The sequence below is a fragment of the Streptomyces sp. NPDC057877 genome (assembly GCF_042796855.1).
Taxonomy (GTDB): Bacteria; Actinomycetota; Actinomycetes; order Streptomycetales; family Streptomycetaceae; genus Streptomyces.
On record NZ_JBHVMS010000008.1, the window covers coordinates 96,392 to 111,882 of the forward strand.

Sequence of the window (15,491 nt, forward strand, 5' to 3'; positions counted from 1 at the left end):
GTTCCGCGCGCGGCCTTCCGGCGGGGGTTCAGCTGTGGGCGGCGGCGACGCCCGAGGCGAAGGCGGTGTCGCAGACCGGGCGGGCGTAGGACTGGGCGCGGGTGGGGCCGTAGACCCGGACCGCGGCTCGGCCGAGGGCGCGGGCGATGGCGGCGCAGTGCCGGGCGAGCGAGGGGCTCTCGTTGACCGCCTGCTGGAGGTGGGTGAGGGCGACGCCCGGGTCCTTGGCCTGTAGCTCGGTCAGGAGTCGGTCCTGGAGCACCTGGTACGGGGCGCGGGCGGCGGCACGGGAGGAGGCGTTGGAGGCCGAGGCGTCCGCCGCGGTGAGCACCGGGTGCGAGGTGTTCCCCGACCAGTTGACTCGGGTGACCGCGAGGGTCCCGGAGAGCACCAGGACGACGGGCAGGACGAGGGCGAGGGTGCGGCCGATCCGGCGGGCGGGGCCCTGGCCGCGACGCGTCTGTTGGATGGTGGAGTGCTTCACGCGAGTGAGGGTAGCGCCCGGTAATGATTTGGCGACATTTGGTCACCGTATCGGGGGACGGGAAGGTGGCTCCTCCGGGGTGCGGGGTTGACGCACACTGCTCGAAATGAGCGGTGTGCCGGGGTATTTGTCGACAACCGAATGCCTACGAAACGGGCCCCGCGGCGATCCGCGGGGCCCGTTTCGTCAACCTGGGTGAATCACCCGGCTTTGCCGGTTACGGCGTGCTCAGTCGGACAGGCGTGCGCCCGTCGAGGTGGAGAACACGTGGGTCTCGCCGGGGCGCGGGACGACGTGCAGCGTGCTGCCCTTCTCCGGGACGTTGCGGCCGCCGACGCGGACGACGAGGTCCTTGGACTCGTCGCCGACCTTCGCGGTGCCGTAGACGTAGGCGTCGGAGCCCAGCTCCTCGACGACGTTCACGGTGACCGCGAGGCCCTGGTCGGAGTCGGCGCCCTCGACGTCGAAGTGCTCGGGGCGGACACCGACGGTGACCGTCTTGTCGGTGGTGGCGGAGAGCGCGTCACGGTCGACCGGCACCACGCTGTTGCCGAACTTCACACCGCCGTCGGTGATCGGGACCTCGACCAGGTTCATGGCGGGGGAGCCGATGAACCCGGCGACGAAGAGGTTGGCGGGCTTGTCGTACATGTTGCGCGGGGTGTCGACCTGCTGGAGCAGACCGTCCTTGAGGACCGCGACGCGGTCGCCCATCGTCAGGGCCTCGACCTGGTCGTGGGTGACGTAGACGGTGGTGATGCCCAGGCGGCGCTGGAGGGAGGCGATCTGCGTACGGGTGGAGACACGCAGCTTGGCGTCCAGGTTGGACAGCGGCTCGTCCATGAGGAAGACCTGCGGCTCACGCACGATGGCGCGGCCCATGGCGACACGCTGGCGCTGACCACCGGAGAGCGCCTTCGGCTTGCGGTCCAGGTACTCGGTGAGGTCGAGGATCTTCGCGGCCTCTTCGACCTTCTGCCGGATCTCCGCCTTGTTGACGCCCGCGATCTTCAGGGCGAAGCCCATGTTGTCGGCGACCGACATGTGCGGGTAGAGCGCGTAGTTCTGGAACACCATGGCGATGTCCCGGTCCTTCGGCGGCAGGTGCGTGACGTCGCGGTCACCGATGCGGATGGCGCCGCCGTTGACGTCCTCCAGGCCCGCGAGCATGCGCAGGGAGGTGGACTTGCCGCAACCGGACGGGCCGACCAGGACGAGGAACTCACCGTCCGCGATCTCGATGTCGAGGCCGTCGACGGCGGGCTTGGTGGAACCCGGGTAGATCCGGGTCGCCTTGTCGAACGTGACTGTGGCCATGGTGAATGGGCCCCCTTCTACCGGCAGGAACGTGCCGGACGATCCGTTGTAGGAAGGTGGTGTAGTCCACGGATGCGGACTGGCTTTCGGACGGTACCTGGCGTTCACCTGTTCTGTCAGTACCCGGAGGCCTGTGAACTTCGCGGAAATTTTCGAGGGGGCCCGGCCGGGAGCTGGGTACACTGCACGGGCACGGCGTCACGCGCGCGTGCGTGCCTCCTTAGCTCAGCTGGTCCAGAGCGGCTGTCTTGTAAACAGCAGGTCGTCGGTTCGAATCCGACAGGGGGCTCCAGTGGGCCGGGTTGCCCGGGGGGACCGGGCAACCCGGCGTGGGTGTTATTCCACCCCGGCGCCGTCGCAGGCGCGCGGGTTCATCCACAGGTGCTGGAACTGGTTGATGTACCGGTTGGTGACGTCGCCGTCGATGACGCGGAGCATCGCGTCGTTGGCGCGCCAGGCCGAGTTCTCGGTGAGGTTGTAGGAGCCGACGAAGACCGGCTTGCGCCATTCACCGGCGTACTTCGCGTCGATGAGGAGCAGCTTGTTGTGGCTCCAGCCGTCGCAGTGGATGTCGGTCGCCGGGATGCCGTAGCCGCGCAGCATGTCGTAGCCCGCCTGCTTCTGGACGATGACCTTGATGTCGCAGCCGATGCCGCGCAGGCGGTTGAGCTGGTCGACGATCCCCTTCGAGTAGGACGTCGAGTCGAACTCGCTGGCCTCTATCCAGATGCGGTCGCTGCCGGACTGGCAGGCGGAGACGTTGCCCAGGACGTCGGCGACGCGGGTGGCGCCGGGCTGGGGGAAGAAGTACGCCTTCGACAGGTCGTTGGTGCCGTCGATGGTCCTTGAGGCGTTGGTGCCCCAGGTGACGCCGTCGTACGTCCAGTCCTTGGCGAACAGGCGGCGCCAGTAGTTGACGTAGGCGGAGAACAGGGCGTCGTCGTCGCGGCTGATCAGCAGGTTCTGGGCGTGCGTGTTCTGGCTGTCCTTCAGGTTGCTGGAGCTCTGGATGACCAGCTTGGTGTCGCCCTTCTTGACCAGGAAGAACTTGTTGTGCATCGCGCCGCTGCCCTCGGTCATGCAGGCGTCGGCGCAGTAGGTGACGTCGATGCCGTTGCTCTTGAGGTAGTTGATGACGGTGCCCTCCGAGGGGCCGACCACCACGCGGACGCTCACACCGCTCTGCTGGGCCCGCACGAGCGAGGCCGCGATGTCCCAGCCGCCGCCGCTCACCCACCAGTTGTAGACGGCGACCCGGATGTAGTTGCCCGTCTCCCCGGCCGCCGCCGCGTCGGCGGTGGCGTCGATCTTGCCCTTGATCTTGGTGACCAGCAGGCGGTCCTCGGTCCCGCCGCCGTAGATGAAGCAGGTCTCGTAGCGGCCGGACACCGAGGTCTCGCAGTCACTGGTCGTCGCTGCCGAGGCGGGGGGCGCCGAGACCATCGTGGTCAGCAGCGCCAGGATGAACAACAGCAGGCCTGCCAGGGGATTCCGCCTGAACGCGGACTTATGAGAGATCACGCGCGGATTGTATGGCGTGTACCGTACAACGAGGGCTGGCGCGCGTCAGGACGCGGCCGATGCGGAGGCCCGGCCACGTTGTCCGATGCGGTCGACCACCTGGATGTCGGTCTGGGTGCGGGTCTCGTAGTACCAGCCGGTCTGGATCCACTCGCCGTTCACCTTCTTCGCGACGCTGCCCTTCAGCCGCATGCCCAGGTAGTCGTACGTCGTGCGGTCGAAGAGGAAGGTGAAGGTCGACTTGGGGTGGGAGACGCCGACGGCGCTGCGGCCGAGGACGTCGGTGTCGTGGCGGTCCACGCGGACCCGGGGGAGCTTGGACAGCGCTTCGAAGGCGGCGGCCTGGAGGCCGGGGGGCATCACGCGCGGACCGCGCATCAGCATGCAGGCGTTGAGGAACGTGTTGGCGTCGCCGACGGTGGTGTGGGCGTGGCCGAGTCGCAGCGCGGCCAGGAGTTCGTCGGGGTCGGTCGGCCACTTCTTGAGCTTGGAGTAGACGGTGGGCGGCCAGGCCACCTCGTGCTCGCCGAGCGGCGGGTCGTGGTGGACCCTGCCGTACTCCTGCCGCCGGGACGTCCGGGAGCCGTCCACCGACATCCAGCTCTCGTCGGTCCAGGTGCGGGTCCTGCCGCCCTTGACCGGGGTCCGCTCGACGTACGTCTTGGTGTAGAGGAACTGGTCGTCGCGCGGGACCGGCAGGTCGCTGCCCAGGGCGCGGGTGCGTTCGGCGGCGCCGCGCAGCACCTCCGCCGCGCTGGCCTCGTCCATCCGGGGCGCGTGGCCGTCGCCGGTGTCCTGGGCCACCACGACGGCGACGCCCACCGCCGTCGCGGTCAGACCGGCGAGCGAGGCGCGGAACACCAGCCGTCGGCTCAGCGCGCGGCCACGGGACGCCACCGTGCGGGACTCGTCCGCCATGGCGGCATGGAGCCGGGCCCGGGCGGCGGCGCGGGCCCGGGGCGAGGGGCCGGGTCCTTCGGTCTCCCACTCGCGCACCATCGTCAGCTCATCCACGGTCGGTCTCCTTCTGGGGTGCGGGATGGTCGGCCGCGCCCAGGGCCCGGCGGAGCCTGGTCCTGGCGCGGTGCATGCGGGAGCGCACGGTGCCCACGGGGATGCCGAGGGCCCGCGCGGCCTCGGCGTAGTCGAGGTCGCCCCAGGCGATGACCAGCAGGACGTCGCGGTGGCGGGCGGGCAGCGTGGCGAGGGCGTCGGCCAGGGCGCCGCCGACGTCGTGGTCGGGGGTGTGCTGGTGGCCGTCCCGGCCGTCGGACAGGGACGCCATGCGCGACAGCGCGCGCAGGCGGCGGGCCTCGTCCCTGCGGTGGCGGCCGATCAGGTTGGTGGCGATGCCGTACAGCCAGGGCCGGGCGTGCGGATGGGACGGGTCGTAGCGCCGACGGTGGCGGAACGCGATGACGAACGTCTCCGCCATCAGGTCGTCGGCGGTGTCGGGGCCCAGCCGCCGGGCGATGTAGCGGTGGATGTCGTCGGCGTGCCGGTCGAAGATCACGGCGAACGCGTCGGGGGTGTCCCAGGACCGTTCGATGACCGCGCCGTCGCACTCGCCGTACGCGGCCGTCGCCCTGGCGGAGGCGGCGGCGCCCGGCATGAGTGTCACGCCTTGCCTCTTCGGTTCATGTCGTTTCGTTTCCCTCGAAAGCCGTCCCGTGGTCATCTGCTGTTCGCCGATGGCCGCGACCGAGTTCCACTCCGCGACGTGACCTGGATCACACGGCGTGCCTCAGGGTGCGGGCGATCTCCAACTGCTCCGGAGCGAGCGGATGGCCGTCCTCCGTCTGCCACAGGCAGTTCTGCAGGACCCGGGCGAGGGTCCAGGCGCGGGCGCGCGGGCGGTCCAGGGCGAGGGTGTCGGTCATGGCGTCGAAGCGCCAGCGGACGTCGGCCGGGTCGTAGCGGTTGTGCAGGGCCGGGAGGAGTTCGAAGCCCGGGTCGCCCGCGAGGGGCTTGGGGTCGATGGCCAGCCAGGGGGCGCGGTCGGCGGCGAGGACGTTGTCGTAGTGCAGGTCCCAGTGCAGGAGGCGGTCGCCGGGTTCGTCGGCGACCTCGCGCAGGGCGGCGGCGCAGTCGGCGAGCAGGGCGCGGGTCGCCGGGTCGGGGACCCGGGCCAGGGCGGGCGGGGTGCGCTCCAGCAGGGCGGGCGCGATGTCGGCGAGGCGGCGGAGACCGGGCGGGGCCCCGGTGGCCGTCAGGTGGGCCAGCAGGCGGGCGATGGTCAGGGTCGCCTCGTGGACGTCGGGCAGGTCCGAGAGCGCGCGGGCCGGGTCGAGGCGTTCCAGCAGCATCGTGCCGGTGGCCGGGTCGTGGTCGAGCAGCCGTACCGCCCCGTCGCCGTTCCAGGCGCGCAGGGCGAGGGGTTCGCCCGCGCTCTCGTCGTCGGGGAGCTGGAGCTTGAGGACGGCCGGGGTGCCGTCGTCGCGCAGCACGGGCAGGACCAGCGCGCACACGCCGTACATCGACGGGCCGTCCGGCCGCAGCGCCCACGCGTCGAGGAAGCGGGCGGCGAGACCGGGGAGCGCGGCGATGAAGTCGCGGCCCGCGGCACCGTTGTAGAGGGTCTGGGTGGCCGCCAGTTCCGCCGGGATCTCGATCACCTACGGGACTGTATCCGGGGCCGCAGGACAACGGATTCCGTAGCAGACAACGGGCCCCGCGCCGGGTTAGCTTCCGGCCATGAGCGACTCCGCGAGCAGCCGTCTCGTCAACGGCGGTGTCTCCTTCTGGTACGCCCAGGACGGCCTGCCCGAGCCCCGGCAGCCGCTGCCCGGTGACGCGGACGCCGACGTGGTGATCGTCGGCGCCGGGTACACCGGGCTGTGGACGGCGTACTACCTGAAGAGGGCCCGGCCGTCCCTGCGGATCACCGTGCTGGAGCGGAAGTTCGCCGGGTACGGCGCCTCGGGGCGCACGGCGGCTGGCTCTACAACGGCGTCGCGGGCCGGGACCGGTACGCCGCGCTGCACGGCCACGAGGCCGCCGTACGCCTCCAGCGGGCCATGAACGACACCGTGGCGGAGGTCGTCCGGGTCGCGGACGAGGAGGGCGTCGACGCCGACGTCCAGCGCGGCGGGGTGCTCGAAGTGGCGTACACGTCCGCCCAGTTGGGGCGGCTGAAGGCGTTCCACGAGCGGGAGCTGGCGTACGGGGAGCGGGACCGTGAGCTGTACGGCGCCCGGGAGACCGCCGAGCGGATCCGGGTGGCCGGGGCGGTGGGGTCGGCGTGGACGCCGCATGGGGCGCGGGTGCAGCCGGTGAAGCTGGTCAAGGGGCTGGCGGCGGCCGTCGAGCGGCTCGGGGTGGCCGTGTACGAGTCGACGCCGGTGACGGAGATCCGGCCGGGGCGCGCGGTGACGCCGTACGGGACCGTGCGGGCGCCGTACGTGCTGCGCTGTACGGAGGGGTTCACGGCGGAGCTGAAGGGGCAGCGGCGGACCTGGCTGCCGATGAACTCCTCCATGATCGTGACCGAGCCGCTGCCGCGGGCGCGGTGGGCGGACATCGGCTGGGCGGGGTGCGAGACGCTCGGCGACATGGCGCACGCGTACATGTACGCCCAGCGCACGGCGGACGGGCGGATCGCGCTCGGCGGGCGCGGAGTGCCGTACCGCTTCGGCTCGCGCACCGACGACGACGGCGGTACGCGGCCGTCCACCGTCGAGGCGTTGTACGGCATCCTGGTGCGCTTCTTCCCGTCGCTGGGCGGCGTCCGGGTCGCGCACGCCTGGTCGGGGGTGCTCGGCGTGCCGCGTGACTGGTGCGCGACGGTCACCCTGGACCGGGCGACGGGGCTGGGCTGGGCGGGCGGTTACGTCGGCTCCGGGGTGGCCACCGCGAACCTCGCCGCCCGGACGCTGCGCGACCTGGTGCTGCTCGACTCGGGGGAGGGCGCCGCGACCGAGCTGACCGGTCTGCCGTGGGTGGGCCACCGGGTGCGCCGGTGGGAGCCGGAGCCGCTGCGGTGGCTGGGGGTGCACGGGCTGTACGCGGCGTACCGGGCGGCGGACCGGCGGGAGTCGGCGCGGGGTGGGGCGGGGTCGTCGCGGTTGGCGCGGGTGGCGGACCGCCTGGCGGGCAGGCACTAGCGGTCCTCGCGGGTCAGCGCACCGACTCCGGTACCGGTTCCGTCGCCGGTGTGCCGTGCTTCGGGGGCTTCGCCGTGACCATCAGGGCGGCCACCACCGCCGCCAGGAGCATGATCGCCGCGGCCCACCAGATGGCGACCGTGTAGCCGTGCACGGTGCCCTCGCGGACGACCTCCGCGCGCTGGGCGGGGTCGCGGAGGTGGGCGGCGACGTAGGCGGTGGTGCTGGTGGTGGCGATGGTGTTGAGCAGGGCCGTGCCGATGGAGCCGCCGACCTGCTGGGCGGTGTTCACGGTGGCCGAGGTGACACCGGAGTCCTGCGGGGCGACCCCCGCGGTCGCGGTGGCGAAGACCGGCATGAAGGTGAGGCCCATGCCGAGGCCCATCAGGATCAGCGCGGGCATGATCTCGGTCGCGTAGGCGGAGTCGACCGTCAGCCGGGTGAGGATCAGCATGCCGCCCGCGGCCAGGACCATGCCCGGGGCCATCAGCATGCGCGGGGCGACGTGCTGGAGGAGGCGGGCGGAGATCTGGGTGGCGCCGACGATGATGGCGGCGGTCAGCGGCAGGAACGCCAGGCCCGTCTGCACCGGCGAGTAGCCGAGGACGACCTGGAGGTAGTAGGTCATGAACAGGAACAGGCCGAACATGCCGATGACGGCCAGCATCATGGTCAGGAAGCAGCCCGCGCGGTTGCGGTCCTTGATGATGTGCAGCGGCAGCAGCGGCTTGGGCGCCCTGGTCTGCCACCACACGAACGCCGTCAGCAGGGCGGCGCCCACCGCGAACAGGGCGAGCACGTACGGGTCGCTCCACCCGCGCGGTTCGGCCTCGCTGAAGCCGTAGACGATCGCGACCAGGCCGCCGCAGCCGAGCAGCACACCGGGTACGTCGAGCCGGGCACCGGCGTGGCCGGGGCGGTCGTGGAGCAGGGCGAAGGCGCCGATGACGGCGACGACGGCGATGGGCACGTTGACGTACAGGCACCAGCGCCAGTCGAGGTACTCGGTGAGCAGACCGCCGACGATGAACCCGATGGCGGAGCCGCTGCCCGCGAGGGCGCCGTAGACGCCGAAGGCCTTGCCGCGCTCCTCGGGGTCGGTGAACGTCGTCGTCAGCAGCGAGAGCGCGGACGGCGCGAGGACGGCGGCGAAGGCGCCCTGGAGGGCGCGGGCGCCGAAGAGCATGCCCGCGGTGGTGGCCGCGCCGCCGATCGCGGAGGCGCCCGCGAAGCCGATCAGGCCGATGACGAAGGTGCGTTTTCGGCCCACGAGGTCGGCGATCCGGCCGCCGAGCAGCAGCAGTCCGCCGAAGGCGAGGGTGTAGGCGGTGATGACCCACTGCCGGTTGCCGTCGGTGATCCCGAGGTCGCTCTGGGCGGAGGGCAGGGCGATGTTCACGATGGTCGCGTCGAGTACGACCATCAGCTGGGCCAGGGCGATCACCACCAGGCCCCACCAGCGATGCGGGTCGTGGGGGTCCGTCGCGGTGCTGGTTTCACCTTTTCGGGTGACACTCATCCGGCCAGAAGACCATGAATCGGGTCATGTCGCATCCGCGCGGGACCGGGCCCTCGCGCGCTCGCCCGGTCATGGCTCCAGCACCACCTTCCCGGTCGTCCCGCGGGACTCCAGCGCACGGTGGGCGGCGGCGGCCTCGGCGAGCGGGAAGCGGTGCACGGCCGGGCTGAGACGGCCCGCGGCGGCCTCGGCGAGGGCGCGCAGTTCGAGGGTGCGCATCGGGTGGGGGCCGCCCGCCTTCTCCAGCATCACCGGCCCGAGGACCTGCTCGGACACCCCGTCGACGAGATACGGGACGGTGTCCGCCCCGATGCCCTGCGCCGACCAGCCGAAGACGAGGTGCCTGCCGCCCGGGGCGAGCAGGCCGACGGCCGCGCGGGCCACGTCGCCGCCGACACCGTCGTAGACGATCGTCACCTTGCCGTCGTACGCGCTGACGTGCTCCCGCCACGACGGGTCCCGGTAGTCGACGGCCAGGTCCGCGCCGTTCGCGGCGACCCTGGCGGTCTTCTCCGGGCCGCCCGCGAGCCCGATGACGGTGGCGCCCGCGTTCTTGGCGTACTGCACGAGGAGGGTGCCGACGCCCCCCGCGGCGGCCGGGACCAGGACCACGTCGCCGGGGCCCGGCTCGGCGAACTGCACGATCCCCATCGCCGTACGGCCCGTGCCGATCATCGCGACGGCCGCGGCGAGGCCGAGGTGCGCGGGGACCTCGTGCAGGCGGTCGGCGTCGGTGACGGCGAGTTCGGCGTAGCCGCCGGGCGCGAAGCCGAGGTGGGCGACGACCCGCTTGCCGAGCCAGGCCCCGTCGGTGCCCTCACCGAGGGCGACGACGACACCGGCGACCTCGCGGCCGGGGATGGTGGGCAGCGGGGTCGGGGCGGGGGCGGGACCCCGCTGTCCCTCCCGGAGGGCGGTGTCCAGCAGGTGGACACCGGCGGCGGCTACGGCGATACGGACCTGGCCGGGGCCGGGGCGGGGGTCCTCGACCTCCTCGAGGACGAGGTTCTCGGCGGGGCCGAAGGCGTGGAGGCGGATGGCGTGCATGGCGGGTCCCCCTGTGCTGGTGGGCGGTGAGCTGCGTGCTGATCGCTGATCCGGGACCCACTCTTCAACCTCAAGCGTGCTTGAGGTCAAGGGAGTTCAGGCCGTGGCGGCCCAGGGCCAGGGACACGGCCGTCAGAGCGCTGTTGAAGGACACCTCGGAGAGCACACCGGGGGCGGCGACCTGGTCGCCCGCGAGATAGACGCCGTCGCCGCGGTCCACGGCGGGCCGGTCGCGCCAGCAGGTACCGGGCAGGTCGACGGCGCCCGTACGGCCGTTGGCGGTGGCCTCGCTGCGCCAGGTGAGGCGCTCACGCCAGCCGTCGAACGCCAGGTCGAGCAGGTGCTCGGCGCGGGCGATGCCGTCGGCGCGCGACTCGTGGGGGGCGATCGGGATCTGGCCCTGGACCAGCTGCTCCCCGGCCGGGGCGAGGGTGCGGTCCTGCGCGGTGAACCGCTCCAGCCAGCCCGGCGCGTCCAGGTCGGACACGGCGAACGCGTCGCCGCGCCGGGTGCGCACGGCGAGATCGATGAGCGCGGTACGGCCGCTGGGCCAGGTCAGACTGGCGTCGCCGAGGAGATGGCGGGCGGCGTCGAGGGAGGTGGCGACGATGACCGGGCCGCGCCCCTCCGGGACCGTCTCGACGCGGGACAGCGTCTCCATGCGCACCCCGAGGTTCCAGGCGCGCGCCGCCATCCGGTCGATCACGGTCGCCCAGCCGCCGCGCGGGTAGTGCGCCTCGGGCGGCAGCTTGGTGGCCCGGCGCAGCCGCTCCTGCACGAACGCCGCGGACAGCGAGCCGGGATCGTGGTGGAAGAGGGCGACCGCCGAGTAGTGGGCGGCGGCCCGCGCGGCCTCCGCACCGGCCTGCTCGGTCGCCCAGGTGAGGAAGTCGACGTCCACGGGCGCGTGCCGGGCGGTACGGCGCAGCAGCTTCAGCATCCCGAACGGCGGGGTGCGGCGCAGCACGCCCTTGTGGCGCAGCCGGAGCCGGGCGGCCTCCAGGGGCGGGAGCGGGGCCAGCGGGCCGATCAGGTCGCGCTGGTGGAGCCAGGTCCAGTGCGGGCCGCCGTTGTAGAGGGCGTGCGGGCCCTCGTTGGTGCGGTAGGGGGCCTCGGCGGTCCGGGCGCGTCCGCCGAGGGTGTGGTGGGCCTCGTGCAGGGTGACCTTGGCGCCCGCTTCGGCGGCGGTGATGGCGGCGGTGAGGCCGGCGAATCCGCCTCCGATGACGGTGATGCGGTGCATGGGCTGGACTCCCTCGGGTCGGTCGGTGCGTGGGCGCCGGGCAGGGCTTGGCGGTGATGCCCCGGCGCTCTGCGGTCGCTGTGCTGCCACTACGACCCCTCGCGAGCCCCGAAATGTGACATCGCTGCGAAAGGAAGGGTGTCTGTGCAGGTCAGGGCGATTGTCAGTGGTGGGGTGCAGGATGGGGGCATGGTGAGGCGAGGGCGTGGGCAGGCGGCGAGCCGGGTCCGGGGGGCGCGGCGGGCGGAGGTGCGGCTGCCGGTGCTGGAGCCGTGGCGAGGGGGTGGGCTGGAGCCGGACGGGGACTATGACGGGCTGGAGTTCGGGGAGGCGGACCTCGGCGGTCAGGACGGCGGGGGCGCCCGCTTCATGGACTGCGCCCTGACCGCCTGCGCCCTCGACGAGACCCGGCTGCGGCGCGCCCGGATCCTCGACTCCCGCGTCAGCGCCCCACGCGGCGTCGGCACCGACCTCGCCGATGCGACGCTGCGGGACGTGGAGATCCTCGACGCCCGCCTGGGCGGGACGCGACTGCACGGCGCCGCGCTGGAGAGAGTCCTCGTCCGGGGCGGCAAGCTCGACTTCGTCAATCTGCGGGGCGCCCGGCTCAGAGACGTCGTCTTCGACTCCTGCGTCCTCGTCGAGCCGGACTTCGGCGGCGCGGACCTGGAACGCGTCGAGTTCCTCGACTGCGCGCTGCGGGGCGTGGACTTCAGCGGGGCCACGCTGAAGGACGTGGACCTGCGCGGCGCGGCGGAGCTGGAGATCGAGCGGGGGGTGGAGCGGCTGGCGGGGGCGGTGATCAGTCCGGGGCAACTGGTGGAGCTGGCGCCGGTGTTGGCGGGGGCGTTGGGGATCCGGGTGGAGGGGGAGCAGGGGGCGGGGGAGTAGGGGGCGGGGGGCTAGTGTCCTGCGCCTGAGATCCGTCGGTAGGTCTGTCTCGTCCCGGTGGTCGGATTGCCGCCGCCGAACAGGCGCGGGGACTGCCTGCGGCTCAGCCAGGACCGCGCCTCCTGGAGGCGGCGCAACCGCGTACGCATCTCCGCCTGGTCCCGGGTCTCGACGACCACTTCCCACCGCCCCGCGTCCGGCGTGGTGCGGGCGGCAAGCCGCTGCCGCTCGGCCTCCTGCCGCCGCCCTCGTTTCCCCTGCCCTGGCACCAGCCCGGACTCACCGGCCGACGTCAGGACGGCAAGGTCAGGGAACCCGGGGGAAACGGGCCTGCAGCGTCCAGATCGCCGGGTTCTCGGCGAGGTCCTCGTGCATGTCGGACAGGTCGGCCAGCAGGTCGTGCAGGAAGTCCCGGGACTCGCGGCGCAGTTCGGTGTGGGAGAAGGTGAGCGGGGCCTCCTCGGCGGGCATCCAGTCGGCCTCTACGTCCACCCAGCCGAAACGGCGCTCGAAGAGCATGCGGTCCGTCGACTCGGTGAAGTCCAGCTCCGCCCGCTGGGGCCGGGCGGCGCGGGAGCCCAGCGGGTCGCGGTCCAGCCGCTCGACGATGTCGCACAGCGCCCACGCGAAGTCGAGCACCGGCACCCATCCCCAGGCTGTGGACAGCTCCCGGTCCGACTCGGTGTCGGCGAGATAGACGTCACCGCAGAACAGGTCGTGCCGCAGCGCGTGGACGTCCGCGCGGCGGTAGTCGGTCTGCGGGGGGTCGGGGAAGCGGGAGGAGAGGGCGTAGCCGATGTCGAGCACGGGCTGATCGTGCCACGGGCGGGGGCCCACTCCGGCACCGGGCGCCGTCCAGCCGGGAACCCGGCACCGGCCTCATAAGCTCGGCGGGTGCGCACCCCCCACCCACGGACCGGCCCCGCCCTCACCGTCGTCGCCGCCCTCACCGCCGCCTGCGCCGGAGGCGGTGTCTCCGGCGCCCCCGGCGACGACGGCCTGCGCGACCCTTACTTCCCCAGGGCGGGAAACGGTGGCTACGACGTCACCCACTACGCGCTGACCCTCGCCTACACCCCCACCGACCGCCACCTCACCGGCACGGCGACCGTCACCGCCCGCGCCACCGAGGACCTCTCCGCCCTCAACCTCGACCTGTCCGGCCTGGACGTCGACTCCGTCGCCGTCGACCGGCGCCCCGCCCGCTGGAACCGCGCGGGGCAGGAGCTGACGATTCGCCCGCGCGACGAACTCGACGCGGGCGCCGTCTTCCGGGTGACGGTCCGATACGGGGGCACCCCGGAGACCATCACCGACCCCGACGGCTCCGAGGAGGGCTGGCTGCCCACCGCGGACGGCGCGCTCGGGCTCGGTCAGCCGACGGGTTCGATGGCCTGGTTCCCCGGCAACCACCACCCCTCCGACAAGGCGTCGTACGACATCAGCGTCACCGTGCCGCGAGGGCTGCGGGCCGTCTCCAACGGCCAGTTGACGCGGGAGCCGACCACCCGCGGCGGCCGGACGACGTATGCCTGGCGCACCGCGGAGCCCATGGCGAGCCATGTCGCGACGGTCGCGATCGGCCGGTACGACATCCAGCGCTACGACATCACCGCCCGCGACGGCCGCCTGCCCGTCCACACCGCCGTGGACCCGGCGCAGGCCGACGCGAGCCGCGCCGTCCTGCGCCGTCTCCCCGACGTCATGGCCTGGGCGGAGCGGAACTTCGGGCCGTACCCCTTCGCCTCCACCGGCGTGATCGTCGAGCGCCCCGAAGACATCGGATACGCCCTGGAGACCCAGAACCGCCCCGTCTTCCCCGGCGCCCCCGACCTCACGCTCCTCGTCCATGAGCTGGCCCACCAGTGGTACGGCGACTCCGTCACGCCGAGGACCTGGCGGGACATGTGGCTCAGCGAGGGCTTCGCCACGTACGCGGAGTGGCTGTGGCGCGAGGACCAGGGCGGGGAGACGGCCGAGCAGACGTTCGACGCGCTCTACGAGAGCGGTCCGGAGGACACGAGCGACGCGGACGGCGACGGGCTCTGGGCCTTCCCGCCCGCCGACCCACCCGACGCCGCCCGCATCTCCGGCCGCCCCGTCTACGACCGTGCCGCCATGGCCCTGCACCGGGTCCGCCAGATCCTCGGCGACGACACCGCCTTCCGCGCCCTCCTGCGGGACTGGGCCTCGGCCCAGCGGCATGGCACGGCCGACACGGAGGAGTTCACGGCGTGGGTGGAACGGCGTGCGCCGGGCTCCGACTTCTCGGGCGTCTGGCGGGACTGGCTGTACGGCGACGGGAAGCCGCCCCGGTGACACGGGCGGGGTGCGGCGCGCCTACCGGTGGCCCTCCCACCCGTCCAGCAGCCCTGCCAGTCCGGGCGGCCACACCGGCTCCGGCTCCTGCGCCAGTTCCTCCCGGCTCCACCAGCGCCAGGCGAGGATGTCGTCCACGGAGTGCGCGGCGGCGAGGTGGGGACCGGTGGGTTCGCGGTGGGGGCCGTGGGTGACGAAGATGTGCTCGTGCTGGCGGACGGGGCGGGAGGAGTGCGTGAAGTCGTGCTCCCAGGTGCACAGCAGGGGTCCCGGCTCCAGGTCCGTCCAGCCGGTTTCCTCGCGCAGTTCGCGCAGTGCGCCCTCGCGCGGCCCTTCGTTCGCTTCCAGGCCGCCGCCGGGCAGCGCCCAGTGGACGCCGACCTCGACGTTGTCGTACCGGAAGAGGAAGACGGCTCCCTCCGGGTCGACCACGGCGATCCGGGCGGCCCGGCGTGGGACGCGCAGCCGTTTGCGCAGGACCGCGCAGGGGCGTCCCGCCGCGCGGTCGGGGCGGTGGTCGATGACCTCGTAGCCGAGGGCCGTCCAGAAGGCGAGGGCGCGGGGGTTGTTGGCCAGGACGGCGAGGCGTGTGCCCGTACGGCCCGTGGCGCGGAAGCGGTCCTCGACCAGGGATGCCAGTCGGCGTCCGTATCCGCGTCGGTGGAGGGCCGGGTCGACCATCAGGAGCCCGATCCAGGGGTCCGGGTCGGCCGGGTCGGGGTGGTGGGCGAGGGTGATGGCGATGCCGACGAGCCGCCCCTCGACGCGGGCCAGCAGGATCTCGGTGTCCGGGTTGGCCAGTTCGCCGGTGAGTGCCTGCGCCACCTGGGCGGGGCTGATGTCGTCCGGGTCGGGGAAGTCGCCGCTGAGGGTGTGGAAGTCGCGGTTGGCCGCGTAGAGCGCGGTGATGTCCGCGAGGAGGGGACCCTGGCCTTGGAGCTCCCTGGCGTCGTGGCCCGCGAGGACGTCGATGATCATGCGGGCACCCTAGGCGGTGGCCCGGTCAGCCGGAGGAGAGGCGTCGGGCCCTCGGCGTACACCGGGGCC

At 72.9% G+C, this 15,491-nt stretch carries 13 protein-coding genes, 1 tRNA gene and 1 pseudogene; 4 read left to right on the forward strand and 11 right to left on the reverse strand.

What is annotated here, in order from left to right; translation table 11 throughout:
* Positions 1-28: 28 nt before the first annotated feature.
* Both ACFVQG_RS24645 and ACFVQG_RS24650 read right to left on the reverse strand, forming a co-directional pair.
* Positions 29-484 (reverse strand): hypothetical protein, encoded by a 456-nt coding sequence (locus tag ACFVQG_RS24645; RefSeq protein WP_383387344.1) that lies wholly within the window; start codon positions 482-484, stop codon positions 29-31.
* A gap of 228 nt (positions 485-712) precedes the next feature.
* Positions 713-1,801 (reverse strand): ABC transporter ATP-binding protein, encoded by a 1,089-nt coding sequence (locus ACFVQG_RS24650; RefSeq protein ID WP_383387346.1) that lies wholly within the window; start codon positions 1,799-1,801, stop codon positions 713-715.
* 214 nt (positions 1,802-2,015) lie between these two features.
* Between ACFVQG_RS24650 and ACFVQG_RS24655 the strand changes: the two genes are divergently transcribed.
* A tRNA-Thr gene (locus ACFVQG_RS24655) sits at positions 2,016-2,093 on the forward strand.
* Between the two features lie 44 nt (positions 2,094-2,137).
* On the opposite strand, the gene ACFVQG_RS24660 is transcribed toward ACFVQG_RS24655, so the two are convergent.
* From ACFVQG_RS24660 to ACFVQG_RS24675, 4 genes are all read right to left on the reverse strand, one after another.
* Entirely contained in the window at positions 2,138-3,322 is a 1,185-nt protein-coding gene (locus ACFVQG_RS24660; RefSeq protein ID WP_383387348.1) for a phosphatidylserine/phosphatidylglycerophosphate/cardiolipin synthase family protein, read from the reverse strand.
* 45 nt (positions 3,323-3,367) lie between these two features.
* A complete protein-coding gene (locus ACFVQG_RS24665; protein WP_383387349.1) occupies positions 3,368-4,336 on the reverse strand; it encodes a CU044_5270 family protein in 969 nt (322 codons plus the stop codon).
* Positions 4,329-4,934 carry an RNA polymerase sigma factor gene (locus tag ACFVQG_RS24670; RefSeq protein WP_383388083.1) on the reverse strand — a complete coding sequence of 202 codons (606 nt, stop codon included), beginning with the start codon at positions 4,932-4,934 and terminating at the stop codon, positions 4,329-4,331. The genes ACFVQG_RS24665 and ACFVQG_RS24670 overlap by 8 nt, the downstream gene beginning before the upstream one ends.
* A 118-nt stretch (positions 4,935-5,052) precedes the next feature.
* Positions 5,053-5,937 (reverse strand): aminoglycoside phosphotransferase family protein, encoded by an 885-nt coding sequence (locus tag ACFVQG_RS24675; protein WP_383387351.1) that lies wholly within the window; start codon positions 5,935-5,937, stop codon positions 5,053-5,055.
* Between the two features lie 79 nt (positions 5,938-6,016).
* Between ACFVQG_RS24675 and ACFVQG_RS24680 the strand changes: the two are divergent.
* Positions 6,017-7,425 (forward strand): annotated as a pseudogene (locus ACFVQG_RS24680) (NAD(P)/FAD-dependent oxidoreductase).
* 13 nt (positions 7,426-7,438) lie between these two features.
* On the opposite strand, the gene ACFVQG_RS24685 reads toward ACFVQG_RS24680, so the two are convergent.
* The 3 genes from ACFVQG_RS24685 to ACFVQG_RS24695 form a co-directional block, all read right to left on the reverse strand.
* Positions 7,439-8,944, reverse strand: a complete 1,506-nt coding sequence (locus ACFVQG_RS24685) for an MFS transporter (protein ID WP_383387353.1) — start codon at positions 8,942-8,944, stop codon at positions 7,439-7,441.
* Positions 8,945-9,013: 69 nt separating this feature from the next.
* Positions 9,014-9,991 (reverse strand): zinc-binding dehydrogenase, encoded by a 978-nt coding sequence (locus ACFVQG_RS24690; RefSeq protein ID WP_383387355.1) that lies wholly within the window; start codon positions 9,989-9,991, stop codon positions 9,014-9,016.
* A 70-nt stretch (positions 9,992-10,061) separates the two neighbouring features.
* On the reverse strand, positions 10,062-11,234 hold the full coding sequence (locus ACFVQG_RS24695; RefSeq protein ID WP_383387357.1) for an NAD(P)-binding protein: 1,173 nt from the start codon (positions 11,232-11,234) through the stop codon (positions 10,062-10,064).
* Positions 11,235-11,423: 189 nt separating this feature from the next.
* Between ACFVQG_RS24695 and ACFVQG_RS24700 the strand changes: the two genes are divergently transcribed.
* A complete protein-coding gene (locus tag ACFVQG_RS24700; protein ID WP_383387360.1) occupies positions 11,424-12,125 on the forward strand; it encodes a pentapeptide repeat-containing protein in 702 nt (233 codons plus the stop codon).
* 306 nt (positions 12,126-12,431) lie between these two features.
* On the opposite strand, the gene ACFVQG_RS24705 is transcribed toward ACFVQG_RS24700, so the two are convergent.
* Entirely contained in the window at positions 12,432-12,932 is a 501-nt protein-coding gene (locus ACFVQG_RS24705; protein ID WP_383387362.1) for a hypothetical protein, read from the reverse strand.
* An 87-nt stretch (positions 12,933-13,019) separates the two neighbouring features.
* Here ACFVQG_RS24705 and ACFVQG_RS24710 point away from each other — a divergent pair, with 87 nt between their 5' ends.
* Positions 13,020-14,444, forward strand: coding sequence for a M1 family metallopeptidase (locus tag ACFVQG_RS24710; protein WP_383387364.1), 1,425 nt, complete (start codon positions 13,020-13,022; stop codon positions 14,442-14,444).
* 21 nt (positions 14,445-14,465) lie between these two features.
* Here ACFVQG_RS24710 and ACFVQG_RS24715 read toward each other — a convergent pair whose 3' ends face one another.
* Positions 14,466-15,422: a GNAT family N-acetyltransferase gene (locus ACFVQG_RS24715; RefSeq protein ID WP_383387366.1), complete on the reverse strand. Its 957-nt coding sequence runs from the start codon at positions 15,420-15,422 to the stop codon at positions 14,466-14,468.
* Positions 15,423-15,491: the final 69 nt, after the last annotated feature.